The following is a 23,690-nucleotide window of genomic DNA, read 5'->3' on the forward strand; positions in this document are numbered from 1 at the left end:
GGACTGCTTCGACCGCATGCGACATCATCACCCGCTCTCCGCATGGCCGAGAACGTGCATCAGCCGGTTTGCCCAGCCGAAGATCGATATGGCGTGGATCAGGTCGATAATCTCGCGGTCGTCCATGCCGACTGATCGAAGCGCGGCGATATCGTCTGTCGTCGCTTCCGACGGGGCCGCCGACAGGCGGCGGGCAAAACTGTAGATTGCCGCATCGCGTGGGCCGAGCGCTTCAGGTTTATCGAGATAGAGCGCGGTGACCACTTCGTCGTTCTTGGTCAGCTCTGCATGCCTGCGGGCGTGAACAACGGCGCAGAATTTGCAGCCATTGACGATGGACGCACCTAATGCACCAAGCTCGCGGTCAGGGCGGGCAAGCCCGCCTTCGACATACATGATGGCGTTGAACAAGATGGTGCGGGCAAGGTAGCTCTCAGGGTCATGCGCAAGGGTGCGCACATATTCCGAAACTTTCTTGGCTGATGGCGTGACCTTCATCGCTTCAAGCTGTTCCGGCGTGGCCTCGGATAGCTCGACCGGCGCTATGTACGGATGCCAATTCAATGGCTTCAGGCGCACCGCGGAAATCATGCCGTCCTCAACAATCGCAGGCCGGTTGCCACCCGCGTCTGGAAATTGACGAAGGCGATGAGCTCGGAAAGGGCGACGATCTGAGGATTGTTCAATCCAGCTTGGGCGAGCAGGGCGATGTGGCCCGCTTCCGCCTTTTTCGGTGTCAGCGTAATCAGGTCCACATGACGTGCGATGGTCGCCAATGGCTCTTCCAAATCCGTTTCCCCCTGGGCTAAGGCCAGAAGCTGCTCAGTCGGATCGAGCTGAGCCAGCTGCACATCAAATTCGGCCATCAGGACCGGATCGGCATTCAGAGCGGCCATGCGACGGGCCAGAGCAACCCGCAAATTAGGCGCAAGCCCTTGGTCGTTTGCTGGCTGCAGGACGGAGAGGCGACATTCCTCCGCCCCCAGCACGAATTCAGGCCGAAACCGACGCGCGCTGAAAAGCGCATCGTGCGGTGATAGACCGGCGGCCTTGTCCATTGCGTCGATCACAGCGCGGCCTCCTTCTCCAACAAGGGTGTTGAATCGACCCATTCGTCGCCCAGAAGTTCGGGCGTGTCGTAAGCGATCAGGTTGGCGAAGTGGGTTTCGACATCTTCGGCAAACAGCGATGCGGCAATGCCGCGGACCAAACGGTCGGCACCCGCGCTGACGGCTGGGATATCACCGGAGACCTTGCCGTGCGTCAGCATGGCGGCGTCGTTGAAGCAGTGGATATGCGACAGCATCGGGCAGGAGCCGGGGACGCGCTCACGAAACTCGAAGGCGGGACCTAGGTCCGGTGCGTCGGACATGCCTGCACGCGCCGGCCCCATGTCCGGTGTATATCGGCCATCCGACCAGGTGCGGATATGTGGCGCGATGGCTGCAAATTCCGGGCGGCCGTTGAAGTCGTTTGAAAAGCCGGTTGCCGCGATCAGGAAGTCGTAGCGCATCAGCCCCTGGGTGGTTTCGATAAGCAGGCCTCCCGCATCTTCCGTGACCGCGACGATGCCGCAGTCGAGAAAGAACCGGGCATTGGGGTGGCGAGAAACGCGAAGCGTCGATGAACGAGGCGGCGGCGTCTGGGTTGAGGCGGTGTAGTCGAAGAACTTCCACTTCCAGGCATCGGGCAATTGATGCATGCCGAGTACAACACCCGGACTGCCGATTCCGGTCAGCTTGTTGATGCGCGGCATTTCCTTGCGCCGGATCAACATGTCCACAGATCCGGCGCCCGCCTCGAGTGCGGTTGCGGCATTGTCCATGGACGAGGCACCGGCGCCGATGACCGCCACACGCTTACCTTGCAGCGCGTCGAAATCGATCTCGTCCGCAGAATGGGCCCAATAAGCGCGATCGATGCCCCTGAGGAAATCGGGCACGGCAAAACCGCCCAGACCAGAGCGGCCGGTGGCCAGAACGAGATGACGGGTGAGAACCCGGCCGGATTCCGCGCCTTCGATATCGATCGCAATCAGATCACCAACCGGTGCGACGCCGGTCATGCGCACGCCGTTGCGCACAGGCAGAGCAAGAACCTTGCGGTACCAGACCAGGTAATCCATCCACTGGCCCTTGGGGATTTTGTCCAGCGACCGCCAGGCGTCGACGCCCCATTGCGCCGTGAACCAGGCGCGGAACGTCAATTGCGGCAAGCCGAGCGACGGACCGTGCAGGGTCTTCGGCGACCGGAGTGTTTGCATGCGGGCAAACGTTATCCACGGTCCTTCGAGCCCAGCCGGCGCCGCATCATAGGCGACGACATTGGTGATCCCTGCCAGCACCAGCTTTGCCGTGGCAGCAAGTCCGCACATGCCAGCGCCAATGACCACGACATCACGGACCGGGGCGCCCTCATGCATGCGTGTGGGGACCCAGGGCTTGGCGGGCAGCTCGACAAAGTCGAGATCCTGCGCGAGCTGGGCTTCCAACGCGGCAAGGCCCGTCGATGCTGCCGGGGTGGGAGTATGCTTCATATTCCAGTTCCGTTATTTGTGCCCGACGCGGGATCGTTCACCAATTGGCTGGCCAAAGCTGGATCGAGCTTCTTGAAACCGACGATCGACCGTTCAGCCACCGCTTCGACCGCATCCATCAGCGCCTGCGCGACTGGGCGAAGGGGACGTTTTGAGGCAGCCACAACGCCCCAATAAAAGAGAACGGTTACATCGATCGGGCGAATGACGACCCCAGGCAGGGCGACGCCATAGGCCGTGAGGGGATCGATGACGGCCGCGACACCAGTATGGCGCACGATCTGCAACGCGCCGTAGGCAGTATTGGTCCGGATCACCGGGCCGGTGTCGATGCCCCGGGCAGCGAGTGCCTTGGCGACATGCAACTGAAACCGCAGCGGATTGAGCAACGTAGCCACGCGACGACCCGCAAAAGCCGAAAGCGGTATGACATCAAGTTCAGCCAGCGCATCGTCCTCCCGCACGGCAGCAACATCAGGCGCCGAATAGAGCCGTAGGACATCCAGACCGGGCGTATCGAGCGGCAGGCTTGAAAACCCGATCTCGGCACGTCCGCTGCGCACTTCCTGGGCGACGATCGAGGGAAGAAACTGCCCGAGATGCGTCTCGTGCGGAAGCTCGACACCCTTGAGCTCGGCCAGGGCCGCCGGGATCAAGCCGGTGCCGATCGCGGAAGTTGTGACAATCTGCAGGATCCGCCCACGGCCGGCGGCGATCATCTTGGCCCGCGCTGCAAGTTCGGTGAAAGACATCAACAATCGCCGCGCTTCCTCCTCGAATGCGACACCCTCTTCAGACAGCTGCACCCGTCGACCGATCCGATGCAGCAATTCGAAGCCAAGTTCGGCCTCGAGCTCCTGAATGGTGCGTGTCACCGAAGGTTGGGAACGCCCGAGCATGTCAGCCGCCTTGGTAATGCTGCCGCTGGCAGCAACCGCAAGGAAGGTCTGAAGGTCCCGGGTTTCCATGTTCTCCCTACATGCGTAATTCGTATGATTGACATCGTCTCATTCATTTTTGATATATGTCAAGCGGAAACTAATAGTCGTTGCGGCGTTTGCCGGCTCAGAGCCGGAGTCCTGATCGAAACGGCTGATGGCAACCGACGTGACTTCAATTCGGATCCTCCCGATGAAAAAACTTGTAGGCGGGGACGGCAAGGATTCTCGAACCATAAAGCCGGCGACAGGAGGAATGTTATGCGCGTGAGTATTCTGGGCGCTGGAGCAATTGCCTATGGCCTTGCGGCCTATTTGGCACAATCGGGACATACGCCAACACTTTGGTCACCGTCGGGAGACCGCACCAGAACGTTGGCGACTGGCGAATTATTGAAGGCGACGGGGGATATCGAGGCGACGGTGCCGGTGCGTATTGCCAATGATTGTAAAGATGCCATCGATCACGCGGATGTGGTGGTGATCGCGCTTCCCGCTTACGGCCACAAGATGGTGATGGATGCCGCCGTCCCTCACCTGGCAGATGGTATTCCTGTCATCGTCAGTTCGCACAGTTCGTTCGGCGCGCTGTATCTCTCCAAGCGGTTAGCCGAGCGCAAGGTCAGGTTGCCGATCGTCGTTTGGGGCACAACGCTCTTGACCGGCCGCCAGCTCGGACCAACAGAAGTCCAGGTCACTTCCATTCGCCAGAAGCTTGATGTTGCGACGCTGCCTTTCGATGCGCTCGATCAAGGGTACAAGCTTTGCACGGCCTTGTTCGGCGATCGTTTCGTCAAGCGCGATGGTCTGCTGGCAATTGCGCTCAGCAACCTCAATCCGCAGAACCATCTGGGAATTGCCCTTCTCAATCTCACACGAATGGAGAAGGCCGAGCGATGGAGCCAGGGGGGAAATGTCACTCCTGCCGTTGGTCGCTTCATCGAGGCTCTGGATGCCGAACGATTGGCCATAGCTGGCAATTTCGGTATCGCGGTTCGTACCGTCCAGGAACATTTTTCATTGTCGTTCCACGTCCCCATGAGCACCGTTTCGGAAATGAACCTGGAGATGGATCGCCAAGGTCGTGGCGGCTTTGGCCCGACGACCATCGAGAGCCGCTATATTCTCGAGGACGTTCCGTTCGGCCTGTTACCAACCGCAGTCCTGGGGAAGATCAGCGGAAATCCGGCGGTTCTCCATGAATCCGGAATTTCCATATTGTCGGCGGCTTATGGCCGGGATCTCAAGGGAGATAATGATATTCTTCCTGGGCTCGGCATCGAGAAAATGACAAAGACGGATCTTGAAGCCCTTTGCCGCAAGGGGTTTTGAGCGCGCTCGCGGCCAATGCGGCGTGATTACGCTTTGGGGAAGCTAGCGCGACGCTCCTGTTACATCATTGCGAGCTGATTCTAACCAACGACATCCGAAGGGGACCAACACAGGTTGGATATTATCAAACTGTGTTGGTCCGAGTTGGCTATTTCACCTGCTTGATCTCCCCCGGCGCCAAACGGCGCCGGATAAGACGTGCCGTATCGATCACATCATGCGTTTGATGTCGGTGTACGCGCCATTCGTCTTCAGCGTCACGGTGACGTCGGCACCGGTGCGGTTGCGCCAGAACCAACCGTGATTGCCGTCAAAGGCTGCCTCAAGTACGCCCTCGTCCTCTGCAGCACCGCGTCCCTTCTCGTATGAGATGTTTTCGCCGCCGCCGTCACCATGGGTGTCGAAGTTCACCGCCGCGCCATTGGCTGTCCAAGAGTAGTTTGCCTTTGCGCCCTTGGCCATGACGAGCTTGATCTCAGCTCCTTCGCCGGGCTTGAGGGTGACCGACATTTCGTCCGTCCGCAGTTCCTGGGCAGAGGCGGAACCAATCACCAGTTCAGCGAAGACGCGCTCCAGAAGACTCGACTGCTGATCTTGGCCTGGCACTGCGGTCGGCGTGCCGTTTTGCAATTCGCGAAGGCGGTCTTGCTCGGCCTCTTCGGCGAGTTGTGTCTTGATCTCGCCCATCTCGGTGAGCTCGAGCGCTCGCCCAACGCCGGTGGGATCGATGGCGTATTCGGCCGGCAGCACGATGGTCACAAGGATGGCCGCTGCCGCGACAATGGCGATGAGGGTAGATCGGAGGAGCTGCATGGATGTCGGCAGTTCAGCGCGGGTCGGGATGTCTGTGTTGTACATGGGAGAATTCCTTTTTTGATCTTTACTTGGAGGTTCAGGAGACGACCCAGCCGGTGAGCTGATAGCCGATCAGCACAAACCCGGCGGTCATCATGATGGTGTTGGCGGTGTATGCGTGGCGCCAGAAACTGTCGGTCCGGCGCCAGTAGCCCATGACGATAAGGATAGCAGCGAGCGCCAGAAGCTGACCGACCTCAACGCCGACGTTGAAGGCAAGTAGGTTGGGCACGAGCCCGTCGGGCGAGATGTTGTATTCGATGATCTTCGTCGACAGGCCGAAGCCGTGGAAAAAGCCGAAGATCAGCGTCGCGATCTTGGTGTTCGGCTGGAAGCCGAGCCACCTCTGGAAGGCACCCATATTGTCGAGCGCCTTGTAGACGACCGACAGGCCGATGATCGCGTCGATGATGTAGCTGTTGATGCCAACGTTGAAATAGACGCCAAGCAGCATGGTCGTGGAATGGCCGAGCGCGAACAGGCTCACATAGATGCCAATGTGCTTCATCCGGTAGAGGAAGAAGATCACGCCGAACAGGAACAGGACGTGGTCGTATCCCGTCACCATGTGCTTGGCGCCGAGATAGATGAAGGGCAGCAGATTGATGCCCGTGATCTCCTGGATATAGCCCTTGTCGCCTTCGGCAACGGCATGGGCGAGGGCAGTCCCCCCAAGCAATGGGAGGGTCAGGAGAGCAATGAGCACAGGAAGGGCCAACCGCCAGCGCGCGCAAGGCGTGCGTGGCGGACCCTTGTAGAAGGATCCTTGCATGAGAATTCCAATCGTCGTCGTTGAGGATGGCCGCGCGTGCGGCCGCGATCATGCGATGACGATCTGCCTGGGAGGGCGCTCAAGCCGGAAACGGATTTCGAGGTCGGCAAACGAAGGCGGGTAAACCAGCCAGCTCCGGCCTATCGGCGGTGCTGGCTGCGCGAAGCCCGGAAGCGTGCTCGCCGTTTCATGGGTGTGGTCGGCCGGATTGTGGCCGTGGGTATGACCAAAGCTCTGCTCATCGGCTTCGCCATCGTCATGGCTGTGGCCGTGTTTTTCGATCTGTGCTGTCAGCTCTGCGTGACGCGCTGCCTCGGCGGCAGCGAGCGCAATCGGGCTATGCGAGGCCGAACTACCCACTGGGGAGAGCAGCACGCCGAGAGTCATCGCGAACGCGACGATGAGACGAAAGGCTGTGCTAGGGATCCAATTCGGCATGCTTAGCGATTATTCTCTAAAATCCTAACGAATGGTGGCATGCACCAGAATCGAGGCCACTTTGAGGCTTGGAATATCCTCTCTGGGGGGATAGCATCAGGGGCATGAATGAGCGTCCCCACGTCCACGAAACCCATCCTGCCATCATCAAGCGGCTGAAGCGCGCCGACGGCCATCTGCGCGGGATCGTCGAGATGATAGAGGCCGGGCGACCGTGCCTCGACATCGCCCAGCAACTTCATGCCGTGGAGAAGGCCATCGCCCAGGCCAAGAAGACACTGATCCAGGACCACCTCAACCACTGCCTTGAGGACGTCGTCGGACCGCTGGCGCTCGAGCAGCGCCGCTCGATCGACGAGTTCAAGGATATCACCAAGTACCTGTGAGAAGCGCCATGATGGACAAAGTTCGCGATTGGTTCGGGTTCGGCCCGATGACGCAAGGCATGGGCGGCCACGGACATGATCACGGCGAGGGCGGCCATGGCCACACGCATGGCGTCATCGACCCGACGATCGCCACGACGACGCGCGGCATCTGGGCGATCAAATGGTCATTCGTCGTTCTGGCCATCACGGCGGCGCTGCAGTTGGTGGTCGTGTTCCTCTCCGGCAGCGTGGCGCTGCTGGCCGACACGATCCACAATGTCGGCGACGCGGTCACCGCCATCCCATTGTGGGTCGCCTTCATGCTGGCCCGTCGCAAACCGAGCAAGACGTTCACCTACGGGCTGGGCCGCGTCGAAGATCTGGCCGGCATTCTGATTGTCCTCATCATCTTGTTCAGCGCCATCGTTGCCGGCTACGAGGCGATCGACCGGTTGATCAATCCGCAGCCGATCGCATTTCTTGGCTGGGTCGCCATAGCCGGCATTATAGGTTTCTTAGGCAACGAGGCCGTTGCAGTGTTCCGTATCCGGGTCGGCCGCGAGATCAACAGCGCGGCGCTGATCGCCGACGGCTACCATGCGCGCACCGACGGCTTTACCAGTCTGGCGGTTGTGCTGGGTGCTATCGGCGTATGGCTGGGGTTTCCGCTGGCCGATCCGATCATCGGGCTCTTGATCACGGTGGCCATCTTCGCGATCGTCTGGCAGTCTTCGAAGGCAGTCCTCACGCGCATGCTCGACGGTGTCGAGCCCGGCATCGTCGATGAAATCCATCATGCCGCCGAGCATGTGTCCGGTATCGAACGTGTCCAAAGCGTGCAGGCGCGCTGGATCGGCCATCGCCTGCATGCCGACGTCGCTATCAGTGTCGCCGACGCGGCGACGGCCAAGGACGTGATGGGCGTCACCGAAGCCCTCAAGGAGGAACTGTTCGCCCACTTGCCGGCGTTGGCTGAAGCGAATGTTCGTCTGGAGAGTTCGGCCGGGTCTGCCGCGACGGGCACGGAACCCTCTCACTCACATGGTCATCATGCGCCGGAGCCCTTCAAGGTCGACTGCGATCTGGCTGCCGGGACATTGGAAATCGTCGACACGCCGGCTGGCGAGCGGATGCGGCTGACCATCGACCGGCATGCCGACGATCTGATGGCAACGGTGATCATCGATAGGCCTGGCGGGCCGGAGACGCTTCGCCTCGAACCCGTCGCCGACAACCATCATCGCCTTGAGAGCACCGTGGCTCCTGCTGAGCCGCATGAGTTCCAGGCGAGGCTGGTCTTGGCCGCGAAGGGTCGCGAGCAGGTGCTGCCGTTCAAAATGGTCGAGCCGGAAGGCCACCATCACTGAGATCAGGCCCGCCATTCAATCGCCACGGATCAACGACCCATCGCTCCTCCAAGAAGACAGACATGTGCTGCAAGTCCTTGCCAATCGCACTTATCGCCATCTTTTCCTGGCCCAGGTCATCGCCCTGATTGGCACTGGCCTTGCCACCGTGGCGCTCGGGCTGCTGGCCTATGACCTTGCCGGCGCCGATGCCGGCGCGGTGCTCGGCACGGCGCTTGCCATCAAGATGATCGCCTATGTCGGCGTGGCGCCCGTTGCCGCCGCGTTCGCCGAGCGCCTACCACGCCGTACCATGCTGGTTTCGCTCGACCTCATCAGGGCAGGAGTTGCCGTATTCCTGCCCTTCGTCACCGAAGTCTGGCAGATATATCTTCTCATCTTGATCCTGCAGTCGGCGTCAGCCGGCTTCACCCCGACCTTCCAGGCTTCGATCCCTGACGTGCTGCCCGAAGAGAAGGACTACACACGGGCCTTGTCGCTCTCGCGACTGGCCTACGACCTGGAAAGCGTCGTCAGCCCCATCCTCGCGGCGGCGCTGCTTTCGGTCATAAGCTTCCATAGCCTGTTCGCCGGCACGGTTGTCGGGTTCCTGGCGTCAGCGGCGCTGGTCGTCTCCGTGGTGCTGCCCAGCCCGCAGCCCTCCGAGCCGCGCGGCATCTATGAACGCACGACGCGCGGGATCCGCATCTATCTGACGACGCCGCGTTTGCGCGGTTTGCTGGCCCTTAATCTTGCCGTCGCGGCGGCCAGCGCCATGGTGATCGTCAACACGGTGGTCCTGGTGCAGGCAAAATTCGGCCTTTCCCAGAGCGACACGGCATTTGCCCTTGCCGCCTTCGGTGGCGGCTCGATGATCGCGGCGCTGGTCCTGCCGCGGCTGCTGGACAGCATCCCGGATCGGGTTGCGATGTTGTCAGGCGCCGGCCTGCTGGTTGCCGGCGTGTTCGCAGGGCCGTTCGCCATCAGCTATCAGCTGCTCTTGCCGCTCTGGTTCGTGCTCGGGCTCGGCTATTCGCTGGCGCAGACCCCGTCTGGGCGGCTGATCAAGCGCTCGGCCGATCCCGTCGACCGGCCGGCATTGTTTGCCGCGCAATTCGCGCTTTCGCACGCCTGCTGGCTCATCACCTATCCGATCGCCGGAATCGTCGGCGCGGCGATGGGCCTGCCCTTCACCTTTATCCTGCTTGGCGTCATTGGCGCCGCGGCACTCTTTGCCGCGATGTGGTTGTGGCCGCGTCACGATCCCGACGTTCTCAGCCACGCCCATGACGATCTGTCTGACGGGCATTCGCACCTCGAGGACGCCGTCTGGACCGAAGCAGGCTTCGAGCATGCGCATGGTTATGTCGTTAACGATAGGCACCCAAAATGGCCGAAAGCGAGCTGAGCGGCCCCAATGCTGGGAGATGTTGGTGCCTTCGGCGCGCTGTTCCTCACCTCGTTCGCCGCAGCGACAATTCTGCCGCTGCAGTCAGAGGCGGTGCTGGCCGGCCTGCTGCTGACCGGAAGCCAGTCACCGGCGGCACTGATCCTGGTCGCGACGATCGGCAACGTGCTTGGTTCGGTTGTCAACTGGCTGCTCGGCCGCTGCATCGACCGCTTTCGCGACCGCAAATGGTTTCCGGTCAAGCCCACTGCGCTCGATCGCGCCGCGGCGCGCTACCGCCGTTACGGACGATGGAGCCTGTTGCTGAGCTGGGTTCCCGTCATCGGCGATCCGCTGACGATGATGGCCGGTGTTCTGCGCGAGCCGCTCTGGAGCTTCGTTGCGATCGTCACGATGGCGAAAGCCGGCCGCTATCTCGCGCTCTCGGCGGCGGTGCTGAACTGGCTGTAGGCCGCAACCGCGACCAAGTGGGTCGCTGGGGTAAAACTCTCAAACGGTTTTCCGACTTTATGTCTTATGTCTATACAAATTAGCAAGCGTGCACATGATCGTTGCCAATCAAACAAAAAGGGGAACTAACATGATGACTCTCGACCGCCGCAATTTCCTGGCCTCCACAGCCGGCCTGGCCTTCATTGCCGCGTTTCCGCGCGCCGCGTACTCGGAGGGGCATGAAACGTTGAAGGTCGCCATTGCCGCCGAAACCGGCGATCTCGACCTGCTGCAAAACGTCTCCACGCTGAGTTCCTACACGGTCGTGTTCGACGCCCTCATACACTATGGCCAGGACGGCGCGCTCGAGCCCGGGCTCGCCACCAAGTGGGCTGTCGCCGACGACCAGCTTTCGATCGCCTTCGACCTGCGCGAAGGTGTTGCCTTCAGTGACGGCACGCCCTTCGATTCGACCGCCGCCGAATGGAATCTCAAACGCTGGCTGGGCGTCGCGGATTTCTCATGGATCGGTGTGTCCGACGGATTCGACAGCATCGTCACCGATGGACCCAGCAAGTTGACGATCAAGCTGAAGCGTCCGGTGCCCGCCGCCTTGCTGGAGCTCACCATCGTGCGTCCGGTGCGCTTCCTATCGCCGAAGGCTGTCGACGCCGGCGGCAAGCAGACCGCTCCGGTCGGCACCGGACCGTGGATCGTCGAAAGCTACGATTCCTCCGGCACCGTGCTGGTGCGCAACGACAAATACTGGGGCGAGAAGCCACTGTTTGCTCGCATGGAGCTGAAGGTGGTTCCCGACGAACTCGCCCGCGCCAACGCCCTGCGTTCCGGCGACCTCGACGTGATCGGCGGCGACTGGGTGGCGACGCTGTCGCCACGCCGCGCCCGCGCGCTTGAAAAGGACGGTATGAAAGTGGTGGCCGAGGCCGGCACCGCAACCATGCTGCTCGGTTATTCGCCGAAGGCCAAGATGATGGCCGACAAGGCCGTGCGCGAGGCCATCTATGTCTCGGTCGACCGCGCCGCGATCGCCAAGGTGTTGTTCGAAGGCTACGCAGATCCGGCGGCGGATCTCTTCCCGGCCAACGTGCCTTCGTCGGGCAAGCGGCATGACGTGCCGGTACGCGACGTCGCCGCGGCCAGGAAAATCCTTGCCGATGGCGGTTGGAGCGAAAGCGGAGGCGCCTGGAGCAAGGAGGGCGCGCCGCTGGCGATCGATTTCCTCGTATCGGAGGAATCGCTGCCGGGTTCGCGCCGCATCGCCGAGATGATCCAGGGGCAGCTGTCCGAGGTCGGCTTCCAGGTTCAGGTCTCGTCAGTCGACAACGCCACCATGCACGACCGTCGCCCGGCGTTCGAATATGATCTTGCCTTCTTCACCACCTATGGCGCGCCCTATGATCCGCACGGCACGCTCGGCAACGCGTTCGTATCCACCGCCGACAGCGGGCCGGACGGCAAGATCTATGTTTCCCCGGAGCTTGATGGCGTGGTCAAGGCCGCGCTCGAAGCGAGCGGCGACGAACGCGAAGCCAAGATGCAGGCGCTCTACGACTGGCTGCACGACAACCGGGCGATCTGCCCGCTCGTTGTCAGCCAGCGGCTGTGGGCGCACAATCCTCGCGTCGAGAACTTCGCGCTTCCCGCGACGGACTACGACCTGCCGTTCAAGGCGATCACGCTGAAGGCCTGAACGCCTCGAACCTCCTGGGGGAGTTCCGATGAGACGCACGATTCTGCGAAGGATGTTGCTTGCCTGTCTGCTTGTCGTGGCGGCATCGGCATTGACCTTTACCCTGGTTGCCGCGGCGCCGGGCAACGTCGCCGCGCTCATGGCCGAGCGTGCGGCAGGCCCGGGCGCGGATGCCGAAATGATCAAGAAGATCGGCGAGGACCTCGGGCTCTATGATCCGCTGCCGGTCCGCTACGGCCGATGGCTTTTCAGCGCCATCACCGGCGATCTCGGCGTCTCGCTGCGCACCGGCAAGCCGATCGCGCAGGAATTCGCCGCCAGAATCCCGATGACGGCGGCGCTGCTTGCGGGCGGCGGCATTCTCGCCTTTTTCCTGTCGCTGGCGCTCGGCGTTGCCGGTGCGGTCAGCAATGGTGGCGCGTTGGACCGGTTCCTCCACGCCTTCTCGCTGGTCGGCGCCTCGACGCCGAACTTCTTCGTGGCGGCGCTGCTGGTCATCGTCTTTTCGGTGATGCTGGGCTGGCTGCCCACCTTCGGCGTCAGCGGCTTCACCTCGTGGCTCTTGCCGTGGGTGACAATCGCCCTGTTTCCGGCATCGGTGCTGAGCCGCGTCGTCCGCGTCAACCTCCAGGAGGCCATGTCGCGACCCTTCGCCACGACGGGCTTCGCGAAGGGCTACACGAGGACACAGGTGCTGATGCGCGAGGCTCTGCCCAACATCGCCATCCCGTTCCTGACCACCTTCGGCGCCCAGTTCACGCTGATGATCATCGGTTCGATCGTGGTTGAAACGGTGTTTGCGCTGCGCGGCGTCGGCGCCTTCTTTATCGATGCAATCCGCTTCCGCGACTTCGTCGGCATGCAGTCGGTTCTGTTGCTGTTCGTGGTGTTCTTCGTTGTCGTCAACCTGATGGTTGACGTGATCTGCATGTTTGTCGACCCGCGCATGCGTAGGGCGAGAGGAGCTTGATCCGATGAACACGTCCTTGTTCAGGAGCATGAAGGACTGGCCCTGGCTGGTGCTGCTGCCAGTCGTCTTCTTTGTCGCGGTCGGTGTGCTCGGTCCCTCGATCATGCCTTACGATCCCGGCGCGCAAGACTACGACGTCACGCTTGCGGGACCGAGCTGGGCTCACTGGCTGGGCACCGACTATCTCGGCCGCGATATTCTGAGCCGCATCATCGGCGGCGCCCGCATATCGCTGGTGGCGATGGTGATCGTGCTGGTGGCCGCACTTGCCATCGGCGTCAGCATCGGTTCGTTCGCCGGTTATGTCGGCGGGCGCGTCGAGCTGGTGTTGATCAGCCTCATCGACATCGCGCTGGCGCTGCCAAGCCTGGTGATCGCGCTGGCACTGATCGGCATTCTCGGCACCGGCTACTGGTCGATGATCACGGCGCTGACGCTGGCGTGGTGGGCGAACTATGCCCGCATGAGCCGCGCCGTGGTCACCGCCGAATTGCAACAGCCCTATATCGAAGCGGCAAGGGTGATGGGCGCCAGCCATCTGTGGATCTTTGTGCGCCATATCCTGCCGCATGTCCTGGCCCTCGTCGTGGTCTATGCCAGCGCCGATGCTGGCGCCCTTGTCCTGGCCATCGCGACGCTGAGCTTCCTCGGCCTGGGCGTCGCGCCGCCGGCGCCGGAATGGGGCCAGATGCTGGTCGACGGCATGAGCTACATCGAGGAATACCCAAGGCTGGTCGTCCTTCCGGGCCTTGCGCTCACTTTGGTGGTGGTCAGCTTCAATCTGCTGGGCGAGACCTTCGCGTTGCAAAAGGTGCCGAGGCCGGTGCGCGGCGGTTTGCTGCGCAAGCGTCGCAAGGCGCGCGCCGTTGAGGAAGCGGAGCGGAACGCCGTCGAAACGGGAACAGCCGCGCCATGAGCGACGAGCCGATCTACTCCATAGAAAACATGGTCATTGATCTCTACGCCACGACCGTTTCCGTGCGCGCGGTCGATGGGGTGTCGTTCAACGTCCGTCCCGGCGAGACAGTCGCCGTCGTCGGCGAGAGCGGTTCGGGCAAGACCGTCATGACGCTTGGGCCGCTCGGCCTGCTGCCCGAGGGCGTCACCGTTGATATCAAGGGATCGGCGCGAGCCGAAGCGAGCGAACTGGTCGGAATGGAGTCCAGGCGCTTGTCTGACCTTCGCGGCCGCTATTTCGGCGTCATTTTCCAGGACCCGATGAGCGCGCTGAACCCGATGCTGAAGATCGGACCGCAACTGGCGCGCCAGGCGCGCCGCTTTGCCAATCTGTCGCATGCGGATGCCCGCAAGGAAGCAGTCTCGCTGCTCGCCCGCACCGGCATCCCTGATCCGGAAGACCGCTACGATCGCTATCCGCATGAAATGTCTGGCGGCATGCTGCAGCGCGCCATGATCGCACTGGCCCTGGCAAGCCGGCCGCGCGTGCTGATCGCCGACGAGCCGACCACTGCGCTGGACGCCACGGTGCAGGCGCAGATCCTGGAGCTCATCCGCGAGATCCAGCGCGAGGAAGGCATCGCGGTCGTGCTGATCACGCACGACATCGGCGTCGTCGCCTCGGTCGCGGACCGGGTCATGGTGCTCTATGCCGGGCAGGTGGCGGAGGAGGGGACCGCGATGGATGTGCTGACGCGGCCGACGCATCCCTATACACGCGGGCTGCTTGCCTCTGTACCGGATTTCCGCGCCGACGAACGCGCCGCGACCAAGGAAATACCAGGTTTGCCGCCGAACCAGATCAGGCTGGAGCCGGGCTGCCGTTTCGCCGCCCGCTGCGAACTGGTTGAGCCCGAATGCCACGTGCATCGGCCGCCGCTCCAGACGATCTCGACGGGCGGGACGCCGCACAAGGTGGGATGCCCGGTGGTGCTGAGGCGGGAAGGGATAGCGGTCCATGGCTGACATTGCGGCGATTGAGGTCAAGGGCCTGAAGGTCCATTTCGCCAACCGCTCCGGCACAGGCGCCGTGCGGGCGGTCGACGGCATCAACCTGACCATTCCGCGTGGTGCCTTCCATGGCATCGTTGGCGAATCCGGTTGTGGCAAGACCACGCTGGCTCGCAGCGTCGTCGGCCTGCAGAAGGAGACTGAGGGTACGGTGCTGATCTCGGGGCGGGATCGCGCCCAGTGGCTGAAGTCGGACCGCAAATCGTTCAGCCGCGAGGTCCAGTTCGTCTTCCAGGATCCGCTGGGCTCGATGAGCCGTCGCCAGACCGTCTACCAGACGCTGGAAGAGCCGCTGCAGATCCATCGCCTCGGATCTTCGGCCGAGCGCCGGCGCCGTATCGGCGAGCTGCTGGATCTGGTGGCGCTGCCAGCGACCGTGCTCGACCGCCTGCCGCGTTCGCTTTCCGGCGGCCAGCGCCAGCGCGTTTCGATCGCTCGCGCGCTTGCGCTGAAGCCATCGATCCTGGTTTGCGACGAACCGCTCAGCGCGCTTGACGTTTCGATCCGGGCGCAGATCGTCAACCTGTTCACATCATTGCAGAAACAGCTTGGCCTTACCATCGTCATCGTTGCGCATGACCTGGCGATCGTGCGCGAGGTCTGCTCAAACGTGACGGTGATGTATCTTGGCCGCATCGCGGAAGCCGGCGTGACGCGGCCGCTGTTTCGCGAGCCGGCCCATCCCTACAGCCAGGCACTGCTTTCGGCAGTTCCTTCGCCGGATCCTCGTATCGAGGCCGGCCGTCGCCGAATCATCCTCGCGGGCGATCCTCCAAGCCCCAGCGCGCCGCCACCGGGATGCCGCTTCAACACCCGCTGTCCTGTGGCGATCGATGTCTGCCGGGCCGAGGAGCCGATGTTGCGCTCGGTGCCGCATGGCGGGGTCGCGGCCTGCCACCTGGCCGACGGCGAGCGGCGGCCGGTGATTTGAGTGCCGACTTGATCTGCCCTCGTTGCCCAGGCCGCCGCCGGCTTCGGTCACTCAATTCGTTGGTTTCATGTGGTATGCTGGCGGTATTCCGCTTCAAGGTCGGCGTGATCCCGGTGCTAGCGGCATGTTCGATCCTGGGCGTGCTTTTCGGCGTCGCGGCGGGCTCGATCTAGGCCGATCTTTCTGCTCGGATGCGAGCATCGCAGTCTATTTCGTATCGGGGCTGTCTGATGGGCGAGCAAGTAGGAGGCGAGGTATAATGGGCACGAGGCGAGTGGCTGTGGTCTGGCGCGGTAACCGGGAGGCGCGTCGCACGGCGACACCGCAGAACAACCGGTTTCATCGCGTGTTCGAGGAACTCGCTGCGATCGGTGTTCACGCCGATCCGGCCGTTTATGACGAAGAGTTTGCCGAGGAGGTTCGGACCCAGCTCCTGGCGACGGACGGCGTGCTGGTCTGGGTCGATCCCTTGCACGAGGGAAAAACCCGTGCGGTGCTTGACCCGCTGCTGCGCGACGTGGCGGCACGCGGCCCCTGGGTGAGTGCACATCCAGACGTGATCCTGAAAATGGGCGTGAAGGAAGTTCTGCACCGTACGAAGCATCTCGGATGGGGAACCGATACTTACCTCTACGGCTCCGCCGAGGCTTTTCGCGAGGCGTTTCCGGAGCGGCTTCGAACGGCCGGTCCACGGGTGCTGAAGCAGAACCGCGGCAATGGCGGCCAGGGAGTATGGAAGGTCGAGCTGATCGGTTCGTTTCCTGGCGGAGAGCCGGCGGTTCGGGTGCTGCACGCGCGACGCGGCAGTACGCCGGAAGAACTCGCACTGCCGGATTTCATGGCGCGCTGCGAGGTGTATTTGACACCCGATGGCTGCATCGTGGATCAGCCATTCCAACCGCGTTTACCCGACGGGATGATCCGCTGTTACATGGGCGCCGACAAGGTGGTCGGCTTTGGCCACCAGTTCATCAAGGCCCTAATCCCACCACCTCCTGAAGGGCCAGATTCCGAGGCTGCGCAACCAGGGCCGCGGATAATGCATCCCGCTACGGCCGAACCGTTTCAGGCGCTGCGGACCAATATGGAAACCGGGTGGACGCCGCAAATGATGGCTGTGCTAGGCATCGATGCCAGGTCGCTGCCGATCATTTGGGATGCCGATTTTCTCTACGGACCACGGACTGTGTCAGGTGAAGACACGTATGTGCTTTGTGAGATCAACGTCAGCTCGGTCTTTGCCATCCCCGATCAAGCGCCGGCCGAAATAGCTCGACTCGTTGCCATGCGATTTTGAATCGACGAAGATTGGCAGTCCGAGTGGGGCTCTGGCCGAACGCGGTTCGGCGGTCAGTCCGATGGTCGCCGGACCCCTGCTTGCCGTTTCCGGTTTCGGCTGACCAATTCTCATCGCGGTGGCTTGAACACCATCTACGAAATCCTTTTGCTCACGACGTTTCGCAAGATTCGGCCGCCCGAGGAACGTTAGCCTCAACCGGCGCGAGATCTGGATTTGGAAGCTCTTGCTAGGGTGACCGACCCGGAAGAGCTGAACCCGCCATCCGCTGGAACAGGTCGTCGACCTGGGCCGGCGAGAGGCTGGCGTCCTCGGCGATCCACCAGGCAAGCACCGAGAGAAAGGCTCCCGATATGAACTGGACGACGAATTCCAGCGGCACGCCCGCGTCGCCGATCCGCTTGCCAGACAGTTCGGTTCGCACTGCGCGCCGTATGCGTTCACGCAATTGATCGTGGATCGTGTCGCCGCTGCTCGCAAGTAGCGCCTTGTGAAGCGACCGGAACGCCCGCGCGTGCTCGAACATCGGCAGGCTGAATTCGAACGGGCGGTTGCCTGTCTTTTCGTCTGCCGACACGCGCCTGCTCAGCGACAGCAGATGCGCCTCAAGGGCCGCGCTGCGCAATTCGTCCTTGCCGGCATAGTGCGTATAGAAGGTCGACCTGCCGACATCAGCTTTCTGGCAGATGTCTTCCACGGTGAGAGCCGCATAGCCGCACTCTGGGATCAGGGCAATCAGCGCGTCCTGCAGCATGGCGCGCGTGCGCGCGACACGACGGTCGATCGTACCCCTGTGGTCGGGCCGCTCGATTTTAATGGTCATTGCTCTTTCCACCGTGCGGTTTCGGACGTTCAGCGGTCCGTTGTCCAGCAACAGCGCTACTGGACAATACGCCGAGTCCAGAAGCTCAAGAATGCCTTGAGCACTCCGGAAACGGACGAGGAGGCAAAAGGAAATGCACCAATTTGGTCATCGGGCTGGAAACGGACAGCATTCGCGAAAGGGCGTTATTATGCTTGCCGTGCTCGTCAAACTGTCGCTGGTCGCCGGTTTTCTGCTAATGCTTCATTTGGGGGACGGCTATCTCAATGCCGGTGCTTGGACGGCTGCAGTCCACGGCCTCATCCTCGCCGCGGTCGCGGCATTCGCACTCTGGGGCGGCTTTCGTCACATGCGGACTGCCGGCGCGCATGGCGCCGGCGAAAGGGGCATCGGCATCGTCCTGCATAGGGCGGTCGGCTATGACCTGCTTGCGCGCGTCCTGACTTGGGGCCGCGAGGACCGGTTCCGTGAATTCATGCTGCGTCTGGCAAGGCTCCAGCCCGGCGAGGCGATGCTCGATGTCGCCTGCGGTACGGGCACGCTTGCCATAGCCGCGAGACAGTTGGTCGGAGCGGTCGGACGCGTCACGGGCGTCGACGCATCGGTCGAAATGGTCGAGAGGGCGCGCGTCAAGGCTACGCGAGCCGGCGTTGATCTGACCTTCGTCCAGGCGACGGCCCAGGAACTTCCCTTCGAAGATGGCCAATTCGACATCGTGATCGGTACGCTCATGCTGCATCACCTGCCGAAACCCGACCGATCGACCTTCTTTCGTGAAGCGGAGCGGGTTCTGAAGCCGGGAGGCCGACTGCTGCTTATCGACTTCGGAAGGCCGCTGCACGAATCCACATTGCCGAGGCTCCATCGGCACGGGCATATCGACATGAATGCGGTCGGAACTCTACTGGTCGAGACAGGCTTCAGGGTCGACGATACCGGCGCCGTCGGGACCATGAACCTCGATTATGTGCGCGCGACCACGGACAAGATCCTGCCTGCCTGAGCGCGGCATGCTGCGGCGACCGGACCGGGCGCGCCGCCGCCAGGAAGACGCGCGGGCCGGTAGTCGCGGGCCGCGCTGCATTGTGTGCGCAGCCGCCGCGGCGCTATCTTGCCGATTGGCTATCCCGGCCTGCTTCGATACGCGAGTCTACCGAATGCCCAAGACCTACTTGTCCTTGACGCTTGCGGCCGCATGGTTGGCATCACCGCTTGCGCATGCCGATGGCGTCGACCGGGCGCTGGATGCCTTCCACGCGACATGCCTGGCGCACGGCCCCGACTTCGAGCGAACCGCGACATTGGCAAAGACGCGCGGATGGACGCCGCTCGTCGACGGCGCGGCACTTGCTCCTGTGGATGCCATGAAGGCCTTCCGCGGATGGCAGGTCACCGGCGACGACCTTCCGGCCGGAACGATGGTCGCGGTGACCAGGGCGACCATGGACGGCAGGTCCGTCCAGACCTGCTCGCTCAAGCTTTTCGATGTCGACCGCGCCGAGTTTGAAAAACGGTTCTTCCACCGCACCGACGCCGAAAAAATCGGCGAGGAGAGGAAGGGCAGGCAGGTTTCCCGGCTGTTCATACTGATCGCGGGCAATCGCAAGCAGCTCGTGCATTTGACGTCGCCAGCCGTTCGGGGCACAGCGAACGCCATCATAGCAAGTTCGATCGTCGATGATTGAAAAGGCTTCGCGGGCCGCGTCCCAATTTAGCCTGCTTGCGCTGCCAGATCACTCGGTTGGCGCGCAATGACGAGAAAGCGAGCGCAAATGCGACTGACCAGCACGATTTTTGGCGTGGCGCTCCTGCTCGCCTCCACCGTCGCGGCCGGCGCTCATCCTCATGTCTTCGCGGAAGCCCGTTTGGACCTAACGGTTGGCGCTGACAAGTCGGTCAAGTCGCTCAAGCATCTCTGGCGGTTCGACGAGCTCTTCTCCTCGACGGTGCTGATGGAGTTCGACAAGAATTCCGACCTTACTCTCGACGCCGAAGAACTCGACGCCGCCGCCCTCACCATCCATGCCTCACTGGAAGAATACAATTATTTCCAAATGGTCACTGTGGAAGGCAAGGACGTGGCGATGACGCCGCCGGCGAGGCTGGTCACTAGCTACGAGAACAATCAACTCGTCATCCAATTCGAGACGCAGCCGAAAGACACGCTGGCGCTCGCCGGCAAGGTGAGCATCGGCGTCTACGATCCGACCTTCTACACCGCGATCGATTTCACCGATGACGATAAGATCGCCGTGGCTGGCCTACCGAAAGATTGCACGAGGGCCGTCGTCCGCCCCGATCTGAATACCGCAATCGCACAGAATCAGACGAAATTGACGGATGCCTTCTTCAGCGATCCTACCGGAACCGATCTCGGCAAGATATTCGCGACACGCCTTGAATTGACGTGCGGTTGAAGCGGCGGAACGGATAGAACGTGTTTTTCCAAACCCTGGTCGAGTTTCAACGCACGATATACTTGGCGCTCGCCGAACAGATCAAATTGCTGTCAGCCGGGGGCGACTGGCTGGCGTTCACTGCCTTCCTGCCGATGGGTGTCCTGTTCGGAGCTGCGCATGCTTTGACACCCGGACACAGCAAAGCCGTGCTGGCTACCTATTTGGCCGGATCGGATGCCAGCATCCGTCGCGGCCTACTGGTGTCGCTGACACTCTCCTTCACCCATGTCACGATTGCCGTTGTGATTGCAGCCCTCTCGTTGCCATTGGTCTCGATTGCGCTTGGCAGCGTCGGCCGGGCGCCGCTTTTGGAGGATGTCAGTCGTGGCCTACTCGGGTTAATTGGTCTGTGGATGCTTTGGCGGGCGCTCAGCCACGGTCATCACCATCAGCATGAAGGCGAGGTTGTGGGCGTCATGGCCGGCCTGATCCCATGTCCATTGACGCTCTTCGCGATGACCTTCGCGATCTCAAGAGGTGTTCCGGTCGCGGGCATACTCTTTGCAATCACCATGATGGCCGGCGTGGCACTGACGTTGTCTTGCGTGGCAGTTCTGTCGATCCTGTTTCGGGAACGGCTGGTGCATTTCTTCGACCGTCGGCCGCGCCTGTTCGATGTGATATCGCGAACTATCGAAGGTACCGCCGGCCTTATTCTTACTGGCGTGGCTGTCTGGCAAATCTCGTCGAAATGAGAAAGTTTGACCGACCGCCAAGGCCACAGCGATTCTCATAGGTGTCACATTGCAATTAACGACGTCGTGCCATTAAGTGCCGGCACGCGTGGTTCGGGTTTGGGTTTAGAACATTGAGCGACCGTCAGAAGATCATTTGGATGATAGCGCTGGCGATCCTCGCCGGCATCGCGGTGATATTGCTAAATCACTGGATCAAAGGCGATCTCTACCCGGCGGGTCCATTGACTTCGACTACCCAGACGCCACATTTAGTTCGGCCGGCATGACCGGTTCTTTTTCTATCCGATTTCTGGCCCGCCGGTTCGCGCCGGCGGATTTTTTGCGGGGGTAGGATACTCAGCGCGGAATTGGCTATCTTGCCCCTGATTGTCAGAGGCGGAGCTGCGGTGATCGCTCCGCAATGATGGCCAACGGCGGTTCCACGACGGCGGCATACGCGCTTGAGAGATGAGAGTGGCTGTTTCATAAAGAGGATATCATGCCTGCGGACGATGGTAGTCTACGCGACATTCTTGGAATTCTGTTGGTTCTCCTACTCGTAGGCGCCAACGGTTTCTTTGTCGCCGCCGAATTTGCGCTGGTCGCGGTTAGACGAAGCCGCGTCGACGAATTGGCTACAGCTGGACGCTCGAACGCCAGCCTGCTTCAACGGGCTTTGGTGAATCTCGATGCGAACCTTGCAGCAACTCAGCTCGGCATCACCATCTCATCGCTGGCGCTCGGTTGGGTCGGCGAGCCTGCACTCGCTCATCTGATCGAGCCACTCCTCTTGGGAGTGATGGGGTCGCTGGCCACGGCAGCTTCGCACACCATTGCCGTCGCAATCGCCTTCATCATCATAACCGCGCTACACATTGTCCTGGGTGAACTAGCGCCGAAAAGTCTGGCGCTCCAGCGCAGCGAGAGCACGGCACTTCGGGTCGTACGCCCTCTCGGTCTGTTCCTGTTCCTGCTCAGGCCGGCGATCCTTGTTCTCAACGGTCTCGGCAATCTGGTGCTGCGTCTGTGCGGTCTGCGTCCGGGCACAGGCGAGGAGTCCTTGCATTCGCCCGAAGAGCTGAAGCTGCTCGTGGCGGCAAGCCAGGAGGCAGGGCTCCTTCATCAGACGCAACAGGAACTGGTCGAGCGTGTCTTCAACATCGGCGATCGGCGCATTGCCGACATCATGACACCGCGACGCGATATCGACTGGATCGATACCGACGACATCCCTGACGAGATTCTGCGCACCATCCGGCAATGTCGCCATGAGCAGCTTCTGGTCGGCCGTGGGGGGATAGACGAACCGCTTGGCATGATTCTGAAGAAGGACCTTCTCGACCAGGTGCTCGACGGCAAAACGCTTGACCCGATGGCGGTCATCCGAGAACCTTTGATCGTTCACGAGGCAACGCCGATTTTCCGTGTACTCGATCAGTTCAAGCGGACGCCGGTGCGCCTGGCGATCGTCATCGACGAATATGGCGCTCTGGAGGGGATCGTCACCCAGACCGATCTGCTCGAAGCCATCGCAGGCGACCTTCCTGACCTGGACAATGAGGACCCTGATGTCATCGAGCGCGATGACGGGTCCTTGCTCATCGACGGAATGATGCTGGCGCACGATGCGTTCGCTCGCCTAGGATTCCGATCGGGGTCTGCCGAAGGGGATTTTCACACGATCGCTGGGTTCGCCTTGTCCCGCCTTGGGCACTTGCCGGAAGCCGGTGAGCACTTTGACTACGAGGGCTGGCGCTTCGAGATCCTCGATATGGATGGAAGGCGGATCGACAAGCTGCTCGCTCGCCGTGAGCCGCCTACATCCAAGCCGGCAACCAGTTGAGACTGACCGCGCGACAGGCCGGTAAGCCGGCCGGCCTTTTGCGCGCGAATATTCCCACTTTTCGAACCCACGCTTCCACAGTAGTCCCTATCCACAAACGCCCGTCAGTTCGCCCAGGACGCGTATCCGCTGGAGTCACAGTGACTGGTGAGCGTCTTCGCGTCGCGCTATGTGATCAATGGAACCGACAGTTGAGGGTCTAAATGGACGCCAAGAGCGCCGTCTGGCTGATTATTGGGGTCCTGGTGGTGCTAGTGGTGGCCTTTCTCACCGCAATGGCATTCGGGCTGCTATGAGTCAGCCAGGCTGATCGACACTCGCCACAGGCCGTTGTGGCGCCGGGCGGTGGCACCCCCATTACCACAGCGACTGCGCGACGGAGGGACATGTCGGTTGCGTGTCCACGAACGACCACAGATGCGGCATGCGGCAATTTTTTGCGGCGAAGAATGATTTTTGAATCGTGTACAGAAGTCATGGCCAAGACCAATCCCAAATCCCCTGATTTTCCGCCGCCGCGCCGTTGACCCGCTTTGAGAAAGCCGAGTTCGCGAAGCTTTGCGATCCGAAAGGCCGTCGCAAATCA

24 protein-coding genes are annotated in these 23,690 nt (G+C 61.7%); 16 read left to right on the forward strand and 8 right to left on the reverse strand.

The annotated features are described in order from the left end of the window. Positions 1-27: 27 nt before the first annotated feature. The 4 genes from NKJ15_RS10050 to NKJ15_RS10065 are packed head-to-tail and all read right to left on the reverse strand — an operon-like array spanning position 28 to position 3,504. Positions 28-591 (reverse strand): peroxidase-related enzyme, encoded by a 564-nt coding sequence (locus NKJ15_RS10050; RefSeq protein WP_352815052.1) that lies wholly within the window; start codon positions 589-591, stop codon positions 28-30. After that, the gene (locus NKJ15_RS10055; protein ID WP_023669870.1) at positions 588-1,070 is read right to left on the reverse strand and encodes a CMD domain-containing protein; all 483 of its coding nucleotides are present in this window, start codon (positions 1,068-1,070) and stop codon (positions 588-590) included. Before NKJ15_RS10055 ends, NKJ15_RS10050 begins: the two co-directional genes overlap by 4 nt. Next, a complete protein-coding gene (locus NKJ15_RS10060; RefSeq protein ID WP_023669871.1) occupies positions 1,067-2,536 on the reverse strand; it encodes an NAD(P)-binding domain-containing protein in 1,470 nt (489 codons plus the stop codon). Before NKJ15_RS10060 ends, NKJ15_RS10055 begins: the two co-directional genes overlap by 4 nt. Then, complete coding sequence (locus NKJ15_RS10065; RefSeq protein WP_023669872.1) at positions 2,533-3,504, reverse strand: LysR family transcriptional regulator; 972 nt, start codon at positions 3,502-3,504, stop codon at positions 2,533-2,535. Before NKJ15_RS10065 ends, NKJ15_RS10060 begins: the two co-directional genes overlap by 4 nt. Positions 3,505-3,735: 231 nt before the next feature. Here NKJ15_RS10065 and NKJ15_RS10070 point away from each other — a divergent pair, with 231 nt between their 5' ends. Then, positions 3,736-4,806, forward strand: a complete 1,071-nt coding sequence (locus tag NKJ15_RS10070; protein ID WP_031201715.1) for an NAD/NADP octopine/nopaline dehydrogenase family protein — start codon at positions 3,736-3,738, stop codon at positions 4,804-4,806. Between the two features lie 210 nt (positions 4,807-5,016). Here NKJ15_RS10070 and NKJ15_RS10075 read toward each other — a convergent pair whose 3' ends face one another. The 3 genes from NKJ15_RS10075 to NKJ15_RS10085 are packed head-to-tail and all read right to left on the reverse strand — an operon-like array spanning position 5,017 to position 6,871. After that, positions 5,017-5,664, reverse strand: a complete 648-nt coding sequence (locus NKJ15_RS10075; protein WP_023669873.1) for a hypothetical protein — start codon at positions 5,662-5,664, stop codon at positions 5,017-5,019. 34 nt (positions 5,665-5,698) lie between these two features. Then, the gene (locus NKJ15_RS10080) at positions 5,699-6,433 is read right to left on the reverse strand and encodes a HupE/UreJ family protein (RefSeq protein WP_031202371.1); all 735 of its coding nucleotides are present in this window, start codon (positions 6,431-6,433) and stop codon (positions 5,699-5,701) included. Between the two features lie 48 nt (positions 6,434-6,481). Continuing rightward, positions 6,482-6,871, reverse strand: a complete 390-nt coding sequence (locus NKJ15_RS10085) for a hypothetical protein (RefSeq protein WP_023683326.1) — start codon at positions 6,869-6,871, stop codon at positions 6,482-6,484. A 104-nt stretch (positions 6,872-6,975) separates the two neighbouring features. Between NKJ15_RS10085 and NKJ15_RS10090 the strand changes: the two genes are divergently transcribed. The 10 genes from NKJ15_RS10090 to NKJ15_RS10135 all read left to right on the forward strand — a co-directional run bounded on the left by NKJ15_RS10090 (position 6,976) and on the right by NKJ15_RS10135 (position 17,302). Then, positions 6,976-7,257 carry a metal-sensing transcriptional repressor gene (locus tag NKJ15_RS10090; RefSeq protein ID WP_023669876.1) on the forward strand — a complete coding sequence of 94 codons (282 nt, stop codon included), beginning with the start codon at positions 6,976-6,978 and terminating at the stop codon, positions 7,255-7,257. Positions 7,258-7,265: 8 nt separating this feature from the next. After that, entirely contained in the window at positions 7,266-8,606 is a 1,341-nt protein-coding gene (locus NKJ15_RS10095) for a cation diffusion facilitator family transporter (RefSeq protein WP_023686263.1), read from the forward strand. A 64-nt stretch (positions 8,607-8,670) separates the two neighbouring features. Further along, positions 8,671-9,993, forward strand: coding sequence for an MFS transporter (locus NKJ15_RS10100; RefSeq protein ID WP_352815054.1), 1,323 nt, complete (start codon positions 8,671-8,673; stop codon positions 9,991-9,993). A gap of 9 nt (positions 9,994-10,002) precedes the next feature. After that, positions 10,003-10,443, forward strand: coding sequence for a YqaA family protein (locus NKJ15_RS10105; protein ID WP_352815056.1), 441 nt, complete (start codon positions 10,003-10,005; stop codon positions 10,441-10,443). A gap of 130 nt (positions 10,444-10,573) precedes the next feature. Continuing rightward, on the forward strand, positions 10,574-12,136 hold the full coding sequence (locus NKJ15_RS10110) for an ABC transporter substrate-binding protein (protein WP_023683322.1): 1,563 nt from the start codon (positions 10,574-10,576) through the stop codon (positions 12,134-12,136). A 28-nt stretch (positions 12,137-12,164) separates the two neighbouring features. Beyond that, positions 12,165-13,106 (forward strand): ABC transporter permease, encoded by a 942-nt coding sequence (locus NKJ15_RS10115; protein ID WP_023703912.1) that lies wholly within the window; start codon positions 12,165-12,167, stop codon positions 13,104-13,106. Positions 13,107-13,110: 4 nt separating this feature from the next. Further along, the gene (locus NKJ15_RS10120; protein WP_023669882.1) at positions 13,111-14,022 is read left to right on the forward strand and encodes an ABC transporter permease; all 912 of its coding nucleotides are present in this window, start codon (positions 13,111-13,113) and stop codon (positions 14,020-14,022) included. Beyond that, a complete protein-coding gene (locus NKJ15_RS10125) occupies positions 14,019-15,029 on the forward strand; it encodes an ABC transporter ATP-binding protein (protein WP_031201713.1) in 1,011 nt (336 codons plus the stop codon). The genes NKJ15_RS10120 and NKJ15_RS10125 overlap by 4 nt, the downstream gene beginning before the upstream one ends. Continuing rightward, the gene (locus NKJ15_RS10130; protein ID WP_023696818.1) at positions 15,022-16,005 is read left to right on the forward strand and encodes an ABC transporter ATP-binding protein; all 984 of its coding nucleotides are present in this window, start codon (positions 15,022-15,024) and stop codon (positions 16,003-16,005) included. Before NKJ15_RS10125 ends, NKJ15_RS10130 begins: the two co-directional genes overlap by 8 nt. 259 nt (positions 16,006-16,264) lie before the next feature. Continuing rightward, positions 16,265-17,302, forward strand: a complete 1,038-nt coding sequence (locus tag NKJ15_RS10135; protein WP_352815059.1) for a Cj0069 family protein — start codon at positions 16,265-16,267, stop codon at positions 17,300-17,302. A gap of 229 nt (positions 17,303-17,531) precedes the next feature. On the opposite strand, the gene NKJ15_RS10140 is transcribed toward NKJ15_RS10135, so the two are convergent. Then, entirely contained in the window at positions 17,532-18,125 is a 594-nt protein-coding gene (locus NKJ15_RS10140) for a TetR/AcrR family transcriptional regulator (protein WP_023703909.1), read from the reverse strand. A gap of 190 nt (positions 18,126-18,315) precedes the next feature. Here NKJ15_RS10140 and NKJ15_RS10145 point away from each other — a divergent pair, with 190 nt between their 5' ends. From NKJ15_RS10145 to NKJ15_RS10165, 5 genes are all read left to right on the forward strand, one after another. Continuing rightward, positions 18,316-19,128, forward strand: coding sequence for a class I SAM-dependent methyltransferase (locus tag NKJ15_RS10145; protein WP_352815061.1), 813 nt, complete (start codon positions 18,316-18,318; stop codon positions 19,126-19,128). 154 nt (positions 19,129-19,282) lie between these two features. Next, positions 19,283-19,810, forward strand: coding sequence for a hypothetical protein (locus NKJ15_RS10150; RefSeq protein ID WP_023685957.1), 528 nt, complete (start codon positions 19,283-19,285; stop codon positions 19,808-19,810). 87 nt (positions 19,811-19,897) lie between these two features. Then, a complete protein-coding gene (locus NKJ15_RS10155; RefSeq protein ID WP_352815063.1) occupies positions 19,898-20,542 on the forward strand; it encodes a DUF1007 family protein in 645 nt (214 codons plus the stop codon). 20 nt (positions 20,543-20,562) lie between these two features. After that, positions 20,563-21,279, forward strand: coding sequence for a HoxN/HupN/NixA family nickel/cobalt transporter (locus NKJ15_RS10160; protein WP_023669894.1), 717 nt, complete (start codon positions 20,563-20,565; stop codon positions 21,277-21,279). A gap of 481 nt (positions 21,280-21,760) precedes the next feature. Next, positions 21,761-23,104, forward strand: coding sequence for a hemolysin family protein (locus NKJ15_RS10165; protein WP_352815065.1), 1,344 nt, complete (start codon positions 21,761-21,763; stop codon positions 23,102-23,104). Positions 23,105-23,690 lie beyond the last annotated feature (586 nt).

It is taken from the genome of Mesorhizobium sp. M0207, assembly GCF_040321995.1.
Classification (GTDB): domain Bacteria; phylum Pseudomonadota; class Alphaproteobacteria; order Rhizobiales; family Rhizobiaceae; genus Mesorhizobium.